15 protein-coding genes are annotated in these 15,292 nt (G+C 39.1%); 12 read left to right on the forward strand and 3 right to left on the reverse strand.

What is annotated here, in order from left to right:
- Window positions 1-251: 251 nt before the first annotated feature.
- Together RCG21_RS07105 and RCG21_RS07110 are read right to left on the reverse strand one after the other, a co-directional pair.
- On the reverse strand, window positions 252-668 hold the full coding sequence (locus RCG21_RS07105) for a class I SAM-dependent methyltransferase (RefSeq protein WP_308913028.1): 417 nt from the start codon (window positions 666-668) through the stop codon (window positions 252-254).
- Window positions 634-756 carry a hypothetical protein gene (locus RCG21_RS07110; protein ID WP_235824883.1) on the reverse strand — a complete coding sequence of 41 codons (123 nt, stop codon included), beginning with the start codon at window positions 754-756 and terminating at the stop codon, window positions 634-636. The genes RCG21_RS07105 and RCG21_RS07110 overlap by 35 nt, the downstream gene beginning before the upstream one ends.
- Before the next feature lie 473 nt (window positions 757-1,229).
- On the opposite strand from RCG21_RS07110, the gene RCG21_RS07115 reads away from it, so the two are divergent.
- The 3 genes from RCG21_RS07115 to RCG21_RS07125 are packed head-to-tail and all read left to right on the forward strand — an operon-like array spanning window position 1,230 to window position 5,084.
- Complete coding sequence (locus tag RCG21_RS07115) at window positions 1,230-2,588, forward strand: APC family permease (RefSeq protein WP_133337380.1); 1,359 nt, start codon at window positions 1,230-1,232, stop codon at window positions 2,586-2,588.
- Between the two features lie 13 nt (window positions 2,589-2,601).
- Window positions 2,602-4,215 (forward strand): amidohydrolase, encoded by a 1,614-nt coding sequence (locus tag RCG21_RS07120; RefSeq protein ID WP_133337378.1) that lies wholly within the window; start codon window positions 2,602-2,604, stop codon window positions 4,213-4,215.
- The gene (locus RCG21_RS07125) at window positions 4,212-5,084 is read left to right on the forward strand and encodes a carbon-nitrogen hydrolase (RefSeq protein WP_308913029.1); all 873 of its coding nucleotides are present in this window, start codon (window positions 4,212-4,214) and stop codon (window positions 5,082-5,084) included. The genes RCG21_RS07120 and RCG21_RS07125 overlap by 4 nt, the downstream gene beginning before the upstream one ends.
- 40 nt (window positions 5,085-5,124) lie before the next feature.
- Here the strand turns inward: RCG21_RS07125 and RCG21_RS07130 are convergent, their stop codons facing one another.
- Window positions 5,125-5,490, reverse strand: a complete 366-nt coding sequence (locus RCG21_RS07130; RefSeq protein ID WP_133337374.1) for a DoxX family protein — start codon at window positions 5,488-5,490, stop codon at window positions 5,125-5,127.
- 505 nt (window positions 5,491-5,995) lie between these two features.
- Between RCG21_RS07130 and RCG21_RS07135 the strand changes: the two genes are divergently transcribed.
- From RCG21_RS07135 to RCG21_RS07175, 9 genes are all read left to right on the forward strand, one after another.
- Complete coding sequence (locus tag RCG21_RS07135) at window positions 5,996-6,679, forward strand: hypothetical protein (RefSeq protein WP_308913030.1); 684 nt, start codon at window positions 5,996-5,998, stop codon at window positions 6,677-6,679.
- A 149-nt stretch (window positions 6,680-6,828) separates the two neighbouring features.
- Entirely contained in the window at window positions 6,829-7,326 is a 498-nt protein-coding gene (locus tag RCG21_RS07140) for a shikimate kinase (protein WP_133337623.1), read from the forward strand.
- Complete coding sequence (aroD, locus tag RCG21_RS07145; protein ID WP_133337370.1) at window positions 7,326-8,090, forward strand: type I 3-dehydroquinate dehydratase; 765 nt, start codon at window positions 7,326-7,328, stop codon at window positions 8,088-8,090. The genes RCG21_RS07140 and aroD overlap by 1 nt, the downstream gene beginning before the upstream one ends.
- 306 nt (window positions 8,091-8,396) lie before the next feature.
- A complete protein-coding gene (locus RCG21_RS07150; protein ID WP_133337368.1) occupies window positions 8,397-9,410 on the forward strand; it encodes an ABC transporter ATP-binding protein in 1,014 nt (337 codons plus the stop codon).
- Window positions 9,391-10,359: an ABC transporter ATP-binding protein gene (locus RCG21_RS07155; protein WP_133337366.1), complete on the forward strand. Its 969-nt coding sequence runs from the start codon at window positions 9,391-9,393 to the stop codon at window positions 10,357-10,359. Before RCG21_RS07150 ends, RCG21_RS07155 begins: the two co-directional genes overlap by 20 nt.
- Window positions 10,360-10,415: 56 nt before the next feature.
- Complete coding sequence (locus RCG21_RS07160) at window positions 10,416-12,029, forward strand: ABC transporter substrate-binding protein (RefSeq protein ID WP_133337364.1); 1,614 nt, start codon at window positions 10,416-10,418, stop codon at window positions 12,027-12,029.
- Window positions 12,030-12,117: 88 nt separating this feature from the next.
- Window positions 12,118-13,125 carry an ABC transporter permease gene (locus tag RCG21_RS07165; protein WP_133337362.1) on the forward strand — a complete coding sequence of 336 codons (1,008 nt, stop codon included), beginning with the start codon at window positions 12,118-12,120 and terminating at the stop codon, window positions 13,123-13,125.
- Window positions 13,126-13,137: 12 nt separating this feature from the next.
- Window positions 13,138-14,040 (forward strand): nickel transporter permease, encoded by a 903-nt coding sequence (nikC, locus tag RCG21_RS07170; protein ID WP_133337360.1) that lies wholly within the window; start codon window positions 13,138-13,140, stop codon window positions 14,038-14,040.
- A gap of 591 nt (window positions 14,041-14,631) precedes the next feature.
- A complete protein-coding gene (locus RCG21_RS07175; RefSeq protein WP_235824882.1) occupies window positions 14,632-15,288 on the forward strand; it encodes a GntR family transcriptional regulator in 657 nt (218 codons plus the stop codon).
- Window positions 15,289-15,292: the final 4 nt, after the last annotated feature.

The raw sequence follows: 15,292 nt of genomic DNA on the forward strand, positions 1-15,292 counted from the left end.
GAACAGGACTTGAGAACCTGTTTCTTTTTTTAAGCCTCATCAGCGCGAAGAAATTGACTCCAATCACTGTGGAAATTCTGAAATCAAAATAGCTATACTTATGCGGTACTGCATAGAAAAAGAAATTCCCCATATTTTGAGGGGAATTTCTTTGCTTTAATCTACCTTTTGAAATAAATAAAAAACGTATCCATAATACTCATGATAGTTTTGATATAAATCGATTTCCTGTTGGATATGGTTAATTACTTTTAGAGCATCCTCATGGTCTTTGTATTTTTCACGAAGCAATGAGAGCCGTTCTTCCAAAGGAGTATAGTAATCTTCCCACCAAGCGGACTCAGGTAAAACAAATTAATGAGTCGATATCCCAGCGACTTAGCCAATTGTACATTCGAGTCAATGGTACCCGCTCCAGGATAGGCTTCGTCCCAAAAATCTCTTGCTTCCTTTGGGGCATTGTCTTTCAACCAGGTAAATTCCGTAACGGCCACAATCCCATCCTGTTTAACAAACCGTTTCCATTCCTTTAATCCCTTTTCAAAACCAATAATGTAAATGGCTCCTTCCGACCAAATTACATCGAATTTTTCCTCTTCGAATGGAAGATTGCACATATCAGCTTTTTGAGGGTCAATTTTTTTTTGAAAATCCTTGTTGTTCAGCACGCACAGAAAGGACCTTCAAAAAATCTTCATTTAAATCAGCAGCTAAAATACTGCCGTCCGTTATACCGGCAAGCTCAATCGTTTGCATACCAGGACCACAGCCAATATCTAAAATTACGGGTTGAGAAACATACTGTTCAATTAATTGATAGGCTTTTCTAGTAGACTCATTATTTCCAGGACCTTCTCTAGGAATATCTCTGTGTATTTCAAAAAAATCTTCATTTCTGACTCTCCAATCGTTTACACTTATTTTACAATGGGTGTCCGAAATAATGACGGATTCTATCTAAAATCGTTCAAGGATTTTTCTAGTAAAAAAGCAATTATGCATTTTTACATATATTATTTAATTATGCATAACTAAGGGGCTCGAAATATAAAATGTTTTCTGAAAAGTCAGTCACTTATTACTTTCTTGGGATTGGCACAAAAATTGCATTTTTATTTTTAGGCTGTGTTAAAGGACATTGTTGATTTTGAACAACGTTGATTGGTGCCTGGAGCGGAAATCAACAACTAGGTTTAACAGAGCCTATTTTTAAAAAGGAGGAATGATAGATGCAAAAACCCGTTCAATTACAACGGTCGTTAACTTTCTTTCATCTTGTATTGTTAGGCCTTGCTTACATGGCTCCATTGACCGTCTTTTCCACCTTCGGAATTGTTGAGTCCATTTCGAAAGGTGCAACACCCTCTGCTTACATAGTTGCCCTTATTGCCATGCTGTTTACCGCTTACAGCTATGGAAGAATGGGAAAGGTTTTTCCGATTGCAGGTTCTGCTTATTCCTACACACAAAAATCGATCAGCTCACACCTAGGCTTCATGGTTGGCTGGGTTATTCTAATGGATTATTTATTTATCCCGATGATTAACTTTCTCATCATAGCTCTTTACTTGACAGATTATTTTCCGTCCATTCCCTTTAGTGTCTGGATAATTAGTATGATTGTTCTTGTAACCGTCTTCAATGTGATTGGTACGAAGGTAACGGTGACCATGAACATGCTTCTTCTCGGATTCCAATACCTCGTACTGATTTTTTTCGTTATCCTAAGTGTAAAGGCTCTTTTAGGTGGAACAGGGCAAGGAACGTTGTTCTCAGTAACACCATTTGCGACTGAACATACTTCATTGATTGCCGTATTTTCAGGGGCATCGATTCTCTGTTTATCGTTTTTAGGGTTCGATGCCTTAACGACGTTTGCCGAAGAAACGATTAAACCGGAAAAAACGATCCCGAAGGCCATCATGTTTGTAACACTTTTTGCCGGAGCTTGTTTTATCTTCATTTCATATCTTTCACATTTAATTCACCCAGATTTTACTTCATACAAAAATCTTGATACGGCTGCGATTGAAGTAGCAAAATTGATTGGCGGAACCTTTTTTAATGCACTTTTTATCGCTGCAATGGTCGTTTGTGCATTTACCTCTGCAATGGCTTCCCATGCGAGTGTATCAAGAATTTTATTCGCAATGGGCAGAGATTCCGTTATTCCGAAAAAGTTTTTTGCTTATATCCATCCAAAATTTAAAACACCTGTTAACAATATTGTCTTAGTGAGTATTTTTGCCTTAGCGGCGTTGTTTACTGACCTTGTCACAATTACTTCCTTTATCAATTTTGGGGCCTTAATCGCTTTTACCTTTGTAAATTTAAGTGTAATTGCTCATTATTTTATAAAAGGGAAGCAAAGGTCGTTAAAAGGAATTGTATTGTATTTGATTGTTCCACTAATTGGAGCCGTCATTTCGATAAAACTATGGAGTGATTTGGATAGTAAATCAATGACTTTAGGAGGAATTTGGACTGCTGTAGGGATTGCCTATCTGGCATATAAAACAAAATTATTCCGTGTTCAGCCGCCACAACTTGATTTTACTGAAGATTCTAGCAATGATTTAACTATATAGGGAGAGATAGAAATTGGAACTTAAAGCAGACATTGTGATTCGTGGGAACGCAGTTTTCACAGGTACCTCAGATGTACCGGTACCAGCGTCCATCCTCATAAAAGAAAATAAAATTGTTAAAGTCATAGAATCAGAGGATGTTTCTGATTATATTGATCATCAGACGAAGATTTACGATTTTGAAGATCAATTAATTATGCCTGGTTTTCATGACTTTCATATTCATCTCCTAATGGGAGGTTTATTGAATGATAGTGTCAGACTTCATTTAGCCAGATCGGCAAAGGAAGCGGCGCAGATGGTTAAAGAATATGCCGATTCAAAAAATGATGATCCCTTTGTTATTGGCTGCAGCTGGGAGCAGAATGAATGGGACGAAGGGGAACCACATCGATTCTATTTGGACGAGGTTATTCCAGATCGCCCAGTCCTTCTGTATCAAGCAGAATTCCATAGTGCCTGGGTGAATTCAAAGGCACTGGAATTAGCGGGTATCGATCGATATACGGAAAATCCGCCATATGGGGAAATCGTTAAAGATGAAAACGGTGAGCCGACTGGATTATTACTAGAACATGCTGTTGGACTTGTTACGAAGGTACTGCCGATTAGTCTCGAAGTAAAAGAGAAGCTGCTAAATAACTTTTTATCGGAGGCCGTAAAATGCGGGGTGACTTCGGTACATGACTTATTGCGGATTCCGGAAATGAGTACAGAAGAAGCAGAACTCTACGCCGGCTATGAAATAGAAGGAAAACTGACGACACGGGTTCATTTCGTTGCTCCGTTAAACGGTGATCTGGAGCTCGCTAAAAGTTTACGAGAAAAATATAAAAGTAATATGGTTCAATTCTGCGGTTTTAAGCAGTTTGCTGATGGCGTAACCACCAGCTATACTGCTTATTTGCTAGAACCTTATACCAATAATCCGGAAACCAAAGGGAGCACGGTTTTTCCGGAGGAAACAATTAAAAGGTGGACAGTTGAGGCGGATAAGGAAGGGTTCCGGGTGCGGTTCCATTGTATTGGGGATGGCGCTGTTCAATTGGCTTTGGATTCATTTGAAGCAGCACAAAAGGAAAATGGGGAAAGAGATTCCCGCCATGCGATTGAGCATGTGGAAATGATTGATCCGAATGATATTGAACGTTTTCATCAATTAGGTGTGATTGCCTCCGTACAGCCAGAGCATATTAATGTGACAGCAAGAGATGTTTATGAGGAATTAATTGGGCCGGAAAGAATGAAACATAATTATTTATTAAAGACGATGCTGGATCAGGGTACAAAGGTTATTTTTGGCACGGATTATCCTGTCGTTAAATTGGATCCGTTTCCAGGAATCTATCGCGCGGTTACTAGATTGGATGATGATGGAGTAGTGTGGGATGGGAAGGAGAGAATTTCTCTAAAGGATGCACTCCTTTCCTATACGTCTGTACCAGCATATGGCTCATTCCGTGAACATGAACTTGGGACGATAGAAGCTGGTAAATTAGCAGATATTATTGTCCTTGACCGGAATCTATTTGAGGTTCCGTATGAGGAAATCAAAAATACAAAAGTAGTTTTTACCATGGTTGACGGAAAGGTTGTCCATGAAATAGTTGAGGAGGTTTCTTTATGAGTACTGTGAAAATTGGATTGGTGCAAATGACGTGTGATGAGAGAGTCGAAATCAATATCGAAAAGGCAAAAGCAAAGGTGAGGGAAGCAGCAGCCCAAGGTGCAAACATTGTCTGTTTGCAGGAACTCTATCATGCGCAATATTTTGCCCAGACAGTTTCGCTGGATCATTATCAGTTAGCTATCCCCCATGATCATGAAGCGATTGTGGAAATGCAGGAGCTTGCCAGAGAACTTGGAGTCGTGTTAATTGTCCCATTCTATGAATGGGCGGCAAAAGGAGTTTATTTTAATAGTGCAGCAGTTTTTGATGAAGCAGGCAATCATTTAGGAACAACCCGAAAAAATCATATTCCGGATGGTCCGCAATATCATGAAAAGTATTATTTTACACCGGGAGATACTGGTTACCCGGTATATGATACGAAATTTGGAAAAATCGGGATCGGTATTTGTTGGGACGAGTGGTTTCCTGAAGTTGCTAGGATTTTGACATTGAAGGGTGCGGATATCCTTTTCTATCCATCTGCAATCGGATCCGAGCCGGATCATCCGGAGCTTTCGACAAGGACTGCATGGACGAAGGCGATTTCCGCACATGGAATTCATAATGGTGTCTTTGTTGCTGCAGTCAACCGGGTTGGCCAAGAAAAAGACATGAACTTTTACGGGGGCAGCTTCATCAGCAACCCGATGGGAGAAATCATCCTTTCCTTGGATGAACAAGAAGGAATACTAGTTCAAAGCATCAATTTAAAAGAAATCGAATTTGCCAGAAACCTATTACAGTTTTTACGAGATCGACGAACCGATACTTATGGGCCGATTCTTGAAAAGTCATTGGTGCCTGTCACCACTCGAAATTTGTAGGTTTATGTCAAAAAAATCCCCCTTGGCAAAGGGGGATTTTTCAATTTGGATTCCGATTATATAGAACAATAAGCAGGATTAGCATGACAATATCCAAGCGTGCATTGAAGGCAAACTGTAAAATACTTGTGTGGATAGTTGGTACTTTGGTTAGAATGATAGCAGCGATCATGATAGCGATTAACGGAATCACTGCATTTCGAACGCTCTTGTTGAGCATGATTAGGATCCCGCAGACAATCTCAAGGAGAATAACAGTGTTCAGTAGAATATACGGATAAGGCAAGCCTAATCCGATAAAATGATTGGCTAAGTCTGTATTCAGTAATTTCATAAAACCGGAAGTAATAAATACGTAGGCGACAGCATAACGAATAAGTTTAAAGGTTGTAAATGAACGAAACATGGCAATCCCCCTTTATAAAAGGGTATGCAATAAGGAGGACAAACCATTACAGAAAAATTATTTGAATGATTTCTGATCATACTGGAGTGAAAAAAGTTGAAGAATGAGAAGAAATGGGTTATTTTTTAACATTAACAAAGGAATAATAAAAGATTTTAAAAAAACATGAGGCGACATACGTTAGGAAAAGAACATTCAGAAATTGGTGCAAGCCCCTATCCCTCCTTAGAAATCTATCTTTATAGTTTCATTTTAACCAGAAAATGCAAATTAATAATCAAAGCAATGTAAATATTTGGTTAAGTTTAGCTGAGGATAGGAAAATAAATTGATTGAGAGGACCCAGAGAAGGATGAATATTCTGTCTTCTTTAATATATACCTTATTCATTAGTTTTATAGAACTGTTATATCTTGTAGGAGCTATAATTGTTGTCGGTTTGATCCTTGGGATACTTGAGAAATACTCGAACAAATTTTTGATTCGGACTTTTGGAGTAAGAGGTGTGCTTTGGACAGCCTGGATTGGTACACCGATTCATGAACTCGGTCATCTAATCATGTGCTTTATATGGGGGCACAAAGTGTCTAGAGTGAAATTCCTGCAGTTTAATAGCCCGGATGGTGTCCTAGGATATGTAGAGCACTATTACAATCGCGATAGTACCTATCAACAGATAGGGAACTTTTTTATTGGTTTAGGGCCAATCTTTAGCGGTATTGGTTCCTTGCTTTTGGGAATGTACCTTTTGCTGCCGCAATCCTTTGACGCCGTAAGATCTGAAATACATTTGCATGTTTCTTTTGAAACCATAGACGTAAATGTTTTAAAAGCAGTAGGAGCTTCCGTTATTGCAATCATCAAAAGTATTTTTACTCCTGAAAATTTAATCAATCCATTGTTTTGGATTTTCCTAGTTCTTGCTGTCTGTATTTCCGGGCATATTGGCTTAAGTAGGGCAGATATCCAAAATTTAACAAAAGGACTTCTAATGATCTTCTTTGTATTAGTTTTAGTTAATTTTGCTGCAGGAATTTTACAGATGGATACGTTTACAATTATTAGCAGAATCTCAGAATACAATGCCTATGTGCTTGCATTCTCAAGTATCGCCGTAATCCTTTCACTTCTAACCTTTTTGCTCAGTTTCGCTCTTTATAGAAGTTTCATTTACGCGAGGAAGATTTAAATTAGAAAACAGTTGTGGGAACTTTTTCAGAATTATCAATTGTTTTTACTATCATCCAAGGCTTATACTTTATACAAGTTGCTATTTTAGGCTTTCGGGAGTGAAAAATTTTGCAAAAAGAAGAAAAAAGCATTGTTTTAATCGGTTTTATGGGTGCTGGAAAAACCACGGTTGGAAAAATCCTAGCTGAAAAATTGAATCGGGAATTTATTGATATAGATGAAGAAATCGAGAATGAATTCAATCTACCTGTATCGCAAATATTCAAGCAATATGGAGAGAGTACCTTTCGTTCAAAAGAAAAAAGTCTTATCACGGAAAAATGTAATCTGGGCAGACAGATTATTTCGGTTGGAGGTGGGGCATTCCTGCAAGAGGAAATCCGTAAAATCTGTTTATCCACTTGTACGGTTATATTCCTAGATATATCCTGGGAGTGCTGGAAGGGCCGCATTAGCCTTATTATCGATAGCCGTCCTGTATTGCAAGGAAAGTCTTTGGAGGAAATGGAAGAACTATTTTATAAACGGCAGGAAGTTTATGTACAGCACCATGTTAAAATTCAAACGGATTATAAGGGGCCGGAAGAAGCTGCCGATGAAATCATCGACTTATTAAAGTTAGTCGAAAAAGGGAATGGGTTGTAATGAAAAAAACGATAACGGTTCGGGGGATTACACTTGGAGAAGGCGCTCCAAAGATTTGTGTGCCATTAGTGGGAACCACATTAGCGGAATTAATGGAAGAAGCCAGATATATAGACACAATTGATGCTGATCTCGTGGAATGGCGTGTTGATTTTTTTAATCATGTTGAGCAGATTGAAAAAGTGAAGGAAGCACTTAGTGAAATCCGAATACTTCTTAAGAATAAACCGCTAATTTTTACCTTTCGAAGTGCCAAAGAAGGCGGAGAAAAGGAAATCAGCCTGACTGATTATCTAGAATTAAACAAAAGAATTGCTGAAACAGGTTTAGTTGATATGATTGATGTTGAGTTATTTAATGAGGAATCAACGGTTAAAAGCTTAATTGAATTTGCCCAAGCACATAATGTGTTGGTCATTCTATCAAATCATGATTTTGAAAAAACGCCGCCAAAAGAAGAAATCATAGCAAGATTGCAAAAAGCTCAGAAATTAGGTGGTGATTTACCGAAAATCGCCGTAATGCCAAAAAGTCCTGCAGATGTATTAACTCTATTAGATGCAACCAACACTATGAATGAACAGCATGCTGATCGCCCTTTTATCACTATGTCAATGGCTGGAAAAGGCGTAATCAGCCGTTTAGCAGGAGAACTGTTCGGTTCAGCACTGACTTTTGGAGCCGCAAAGAAATCTTCTGCTCCAGGTCAAATTGATGTGAATGAATTAAGAAAAGTATTATCACTTTTACACAATAATTTATAATCAGTAGGTTAAAAGAAAAAACTCCATTTTTAAACGTTATATCAGAATTAGATTAAAGATTAATCCACTAGAAAATAATAGAAAAAAACAATTAGATCTGTCTCCAGCGCTTTAAAGTGAAAACGCGTTGGAGCAGGTCTTTTTTATTTTATTCAAATAAAAATAATTATATTTTTAAAATTATTGCTATATTCAGAAATTGTCGATATAATAAATTATGTCATAATTCCCACAATAATCATTATATTATAATATCTTCAAAGCTCAGAAAGACATAAAATAATTTACTTACAGGTAGGTGTAAACGTGAGCAAAGACCCTATTCTAAAAATTAAAGACCTAAAAGTTTCCTTTCTATCAGGAAAGAAATACGTACCTGCGGTAGATGGAATCAGCTTCGAGTTAAAAGAGGGAGAAATTCTTGGAATTGTTGGGGAGTCAGGCAGTGGAAAAAGCGTAACCTCCTTAACCACCATGGGCTTAATTCCAATTCCTCCGGGAAAAATTGAAGCCGAAGAAATTTCCTTTGAAGGAAAGGATCTAACATCCTTATCGGAAAAAGAGTGGCGAAAAATCCGCGGGAATCAAATTTCAATGATCTTCCAGGAACCGATGACATCACTAAATCCGTTATTTACGATTGGGAATCAACTGATTGAAGCCATTCAATTACATACTGATCTTTCCAAAAAAGAAGCAAATCTGAGATGCATTGAATTATTAAAGCTAGTTGGTATTCCACGGGCTGAGGGAATTCTTAAAGAGTATCCACACCAGCTCTCCGGTGGGATGAGGCAGCGTGTGATGATTGCGATGGCCATGGCCTGTAACCCAAGAATGCTGATTGCCGACGAACCGACAACTGCTCTGGATGTAACCATTCAGGCACAAATCCTTGCATTAATGAAGAATTTAAATAAAAAAACAGACACATCCATCATTCTTATTACCCACGATTTAGGAGTAGTAGCCGAAATTTGTGAACGAGTCATTGTAATGTATTCCGGCCAAATCGTCGAACAAGGCGATGTACGAACCATCCTTAAAAATCCGCAGCATCCGTATACAAAGGGATTACTAAAATCCGTACCAGATCTAAGAGGAAAAAAAGAAAGATTGTACAGCATCCCAGGAAATGTTCCAGCACCCGGAACGATAAATAAGGGATGCCAATTTGCGGCGAGATGTTCGGAAGCGTTTTCACAATGTTTTGAAGAATCACCGAAATTGTACAAAATGGAAAAAGATGGGCATGTTGTGAGATGTTTATTACATTCATCAGGGGAGAGGAGTGACAAACATGTCGGAGTTACTTCTTGAAGTTAACGGTTTAAAAAAATACTTCCCAATAACGGGCGGCCTTCTCGGCAGAAAAGTAGGAGAAGTTAAGGCAGTTGATGATGTTTCTTTTTATGTTAGAAAGGGAGAAACGCTAGGAATCGTCGGCGAAAGCGGCTGTGGCAAATCCACAACCGGAAGGCTGTTGATGCGTCTGATTGAGGCTAGTGATGGGAAAATTATTTTTGAAGATAAAGAGATTACCAGCATGTCGAAATCTGATTTGCGAAGAACGCGTAGGGACATCCAAATGGTGTTCCAGGATCCCTATGCATCTTTGAATCCCCGCCACTCTGTTGAACAGATTCTTGAGGAGCCGTTGATTGTTCACGGCATTGGAACAAAAGAAGAAAGACAGAAGCGGGTAAAAGAAATGCTTGAAGTAGTCGGGTTAAGCAGCTATCACGCAAAGCGCTATCCACATCAATTCAGCGGCGGCCAGCGTCAGCGGATTGGGATTGCAAAAGCATTGATGACGAAACCGAAGCTGATTATCGCTGATGAACCTGTATCCGCTCTCGATGTATCGATCCAGGCTCAGGTATTGAACCTGATGAAAGATATCCAACAGGAATTTGGCCTTACATACATATTTATCGCCCATGACTTAGGGGTTGTCCGGCATATTAGTGACCGGGTAGGCGTAATGTATTTGGGTAGATTAATAGAATTAGCAGATAGTGAAGAACTATACGAAAATCCATTGCATCCTTACACAAAAGCACTTCTTTCAGCCGTACCCATTCCGGATCCTGATATTAAACGGGAAACCATTTTAATTGAGGGGGAGCTGCCAAGTCCGGCCAATCCTCCTTCAGGTTGTGCTTTTCACACAAGATGTTCGGAATGTATGGACATTTGCAAAACAGCTAGACCAGAAGAACGAAATGTGAATGGTCATTACGTAGCATGCCACTTGTTTAACGAGTAAAGCATGAGGCGTTTATGATAAAAATTTTTAAAGAGAAACCGGGGGTAAAAGAACGCATGAAGAAAACAATGAAATTGTTACTGATTTCGATTTTGGCCATCAGCATGTTCCTTGTTGGCTGCAGCAGTAAAACAAGCAATAATACTGATGGCAAAAAAGACACTGCAGCGAGCGGCGGGTCGAAGAAAGATACGCTTGTCTTTGCGCGCGGCGGTGATTCCACTTCATTGGATCCAATTACGACAACTGAAGGGGAAACGTATCGTGTAACTGAAAACATTTTTGAAACTCTTCTAGATTATGGTCCACAGGATACAGTTGTACAACCAGGATTAGCTGAGAAGTGGGAAGTGTCGAAAGATGGGTTAACCTACACATTCCATCTTCGTCAAGGAGTTAAATTCCATGACGGTACAGACTTCAATGCAGATGCTGTTGTGTTTAACTTTGACCGCTGGATGAATGGGGATGCTGATAAATTCCCTTACTATACAATGTTCGGCGGCTTTAAGAAGGACAAAGGCCATGTGATTAAAGAGGTAAAAGCAGTTGATGCAAATACCGTTCAATTCGTTTTAAAAAGACCACAGGCTCCATTCTTAAAGAACTTAGCGATGTCGCCATTTGGAATTGCCAGCCCGGCAGCTGTTAAAAAATATGGTGATAAATTCAGAGAACATCCAGTTGGTACAGGTCCATTTAAGTTTGTTGAGTGGAAGCAAAATGACCGTATTGTTCTTGAAAAGAACCCTGACTACTGGCAAAAAGGTTTACCTAAGTTAAACAAAGTGATTATCCGTGTTATTCCTGAAAATACTGCGCGTCTTAATGCTTTAGCAAATGGTGAAATTGATATCATGGATGGATTGAACAACTCTGATGAAGAGCAAGTAAAATCCAATGCGAATTTGCAGGTAATCGAGCGCCCTTCTATGAATGTAGGTTACATCGGTTTAACTGTGACACGTAAACCATTTGATAACAAGCTTGTCCGTCAAGCATTAAACATGGCAGTTGATAAGAAGGCGATTATTGATTCCTTCTACGGCGGTAAAGCAGTTGCGGCGAAAAATCCAATGCCTCCTTCCATTGAAGGCTATGATGATGCGATTCAAGAATATCCATATGATTTAGAAAAAGCGAAAAAACTATTGGCAGAAGCAGGATATCCAAATGGATTTAAAATGGATCTTTGGGCAATGCCTGTAGCTCGTCCTTACATGCCTGAAGCACAAAAAGTAGCTGAGGTTATTCAAGAAAGCTTTAGTAAAATTGGTGTAAAAGCTGAAATTAAATCAGTTGACTGGGCTACTTACCTGGACAAGGCAAACAAAGGTGAATTTGACGCCTATATGCTTGGCTGGACTGGTGACAACGGAGATGCTGATAACTTTATTTACACATTATTAGATAAAGACAGCATTGGAAGTAATAACTATTCACAGTACAGCAATGACAAATTACATGACATTCTAATCAAGGCTCAACAAGAAAGTGATCAAGCAAAACGTAATGAGCTTTACAAACAAGCTCAAGAAATCATTCACGAAGATGCACCGTGGATCCCACTTGTTCACTCAACGCCATTAATGGCAGCTGCAAAGGATGTTGCTGGATATCTTCCACATCCAACAGGATCTGAGCCATTTACAAACGTATACTTCAAGTAATTTTGTTGCGGAAGGGGAGCGTGGCCTCCCCTTTTGTTAACTACAGCATCGGACTCATAAACCATCATTGAAAAAAGAGGGTGAGAAAGTGTTTACATATACGGTCCGCCGTGTCTTTTCATTAATCCCAGTATTATTTGGAATGACTCTAGTCGTTTTTGCCATTATCCACGCTATTCCCGGAAACCCTGCACAGGTAATCCTCGGCCAAAGAGCAACAAAAGAAGCGATCGCTACGCTTACCGAACAATTAGGCTTGAATAATCCTTGGTACATACAATATTTTGACTATATTAAAGCACTCCTTCATGGTGACTTGGGAACTTCATTACGGACAAGGGGTCCAATTAATGAAGAAATTTGGCCCTACCTAGCAGCAACGATTGAACTTGCCGTTGTGGCAATGATTATCGCTGTTGTTGTTGGGGTGAATGCAGGGATTATCAGTGCATGGTTTTCAAAATCATGGTTTGATTATGTAGCAATGGTCCTTGCCCTTGTAGGAGTATCCCTTCCGATCTTCTGGCTTGGTTTAATGGAGCAATGGGCGTTTTCTATCCACTTAGGCTGGTTTCCAACCACTGGACGCGAAGATGTCAGAGACCCGGTTTCGGCAATTACAAATTTATATCTGGTCGACACCTTACTGCAAGGTAGGTTTGACCAATTTGCTACCGTTTTAAAGCATTTGGTTTTACCAAGTTTCGCCCTGGCAACCATTCCAATGGCCATCATCGCAAGGATGACACGGGCTACTATGCTTGAGGTTATGCGGTCTGATTATATTCGAACAGCGCGGGCAAAAGGGCTTAGAATGTTTTGGGTAGTGTACAAGCATTCATTGAAAAATGCCGTTATCCCTGTTTTAACTGTAATCGGTTTACAAATGGGACTTTTGTTAGGCGGAGCAATCCTAACCGAAACCATTTTCGGCTGGCCTGGAATTGGACGTTACTTATACGATGCCATTGCCTATCGGGATTATCCGGTAATACAGTCAGGAATCCTGATCATCGCTGCAATCTTTGTTTTAATTAACTTAATTGTCGATCTGTTGTATGTATTTGTTGATCCACGAATAAAGTACACGAAGTAGGAGGGATTTTAAGTGGCTGAACTTGCAAAGAATACAGTCGAGATCAATTCGGCAGCCGTTGAAGAAGAAAAGCTTACACCTCCGTGGAAGGAAGCAGTACAAGCGTTTTACAAAAATAAATTAGCTGTTATTGGTTTGGCGATTGTTCTATTTTTCATTGTTTTAGCGATAGTAGCGCCTTTAATCGCACCTTATAGCTATAAAGAGCAGGTGCTGGCTGAAAGGCTGCAGGCTCCATCCGGAAAACATTGGTTTGGAACGGATGATTTTGGACGCGATATTTTCTCACGGATTGTCTATGGAGCAAGAATCTCTTTATGGGTAGGATTTTTCTCTGTGTTAGGATCCGTAGTTATTGGGACACTTTTAGGAATTGTCGCTGGATATTACGGCCGCTGGGTAGATACGATTATTTCTCGTATTTTTGATATTATGCTGGCTTTCCCTAGTATTCTATTAGCGATTGCGGTTGTGGCAATTTTGGGACCTTCATTGCAAAATGCGTTAATTGCGATTGCAGTTATTAATATCCCAAACTTCGGCCGACTTGTACGTTCAAAGGTTCTTAGTGTTAAACAGGAAGAATATATTATGGCGGCACGGGCTGTAGGAATGAAGGATACGAGAATTTTGTTAAAGCATATTCTGCCAAACAGTATCTCGCCAGTAATTGTACAGGCAACACTTGCAATTGCAACAGCGATTATCGAAGCGGCAGCATTAGGTTTCCTTGGTCTGGGTGCTCAAGCACCAACGCCAGAATGGGGGAAAATGCTTTCGGATTCCAAGCAATATCTTGTACAGGCACCGTGGACATTGTTTTTCCCTGGTATCGCCATCATGCTGACTGTACTGGGATTCAACCTAATGGGTGATGGACTGAGGGATGTCCTGGATCCGAAGATGAAGCAATAAAAAAAGAGACTCGATGAGAGTCTCTTTTTTTATTTGGCTAAATCTAAGATTTCCACTCAATAAGGGAGAAGCAGAAGGTATTTTACCAAAAGCGGTGAGTAAAAGAGGAGAACCGGTTTGTAAATGCTCCAAAGTGGTAGGTAAAGAGACAAAACTGGTGGGTAAACGAAATGAGGTTTCAAAATCCCAATGTTATTTTACTAAAAATGGTGATTTTCTATTCGAAAAGGTATTTAAATAAGAAAGATAACTTAGTTTTCAATAGATTAAATGATAAGCGGAAGGTATTTTACTAAAAGCGGTGGGTAAAAGGAGAGAACCGGAATGTAAATACTCTAAAGTGGAAGATAATGAAGAAAAACCGGTGGGTAAACAAAATGCGTTCAAATTCTAAACAGATGTTTACTAAAAATGGTAATTGTCTCCTTCAAAAGTAACTTTAAAAGAAAAGATGCTTTGGTCTTAAAAAAACTAAATTGGATACAAATAAAAATAATTGTATCCAATATTATAAAAAATATATTGAAAATTGCCATTTTTGCTGATATATTGATTATATTGTATCCAATCTAAAGAGGAGTGGATAAAATTTTGGGTAAAACAAGTGAAGATAAGTCAACAATCGTAAAATTTGTAACGAAGAGCCTCCGAAAAGCGATTTTGAATGGAACATTGAAAAAAGGCGACCGTCTAATCCAAGAAGAGTGGGCAGAACGACTAGAAGTTAGCCGAATGCCGATTCGTGAAGCGCTAACACAGCTTCAGATGGAAGGCTTAGTAGAAATGATTCCCCATAAGGGAGCCGTAGTTACTCCGATTACAAAAGACAACATTGAAGAAATCTACCATACACGTGCATTATTAGAAGGATTGGCTGTTGAAAAATCACTTCCTTTTTTAACAGAAGATGATAAAAAAAGATTAAAAGATATCCTTATCCAAATGGAAGAACTGGAAATATCAGATGCTACCAATGATCAATATATTCAGTTGAATGCTGCTTTTCACGAAACATTGCGGAAGGATTGTCCATGGCCGAGGGTTCAAAAAATGGTGGAAACTCTTGGAATCTCACCAATTGCACCGAATCTACTAGTTGATTATTACTGTGAAACACAGCGGGAGCATCGGATGATTTATGAAGCTGTTTTACGGGGGGATGCTGCAGAACTCCGTGCAGCCGTGGAATTTCATATTTTACGAACTAAGAATAATTTAATTCAGTATATGGAAGAGCTGAATAACTAAAAAG

This window comes from Bacillus salipaludis (assembly GCF_030938565.1).
In the GTDB taxonomy this organism is placed as follows: Bacteria; Bacillota; Bacilli; order Bacillales; family Cytobacillaceae; genus Neobacillus; species Neobacillus salipaludis_A.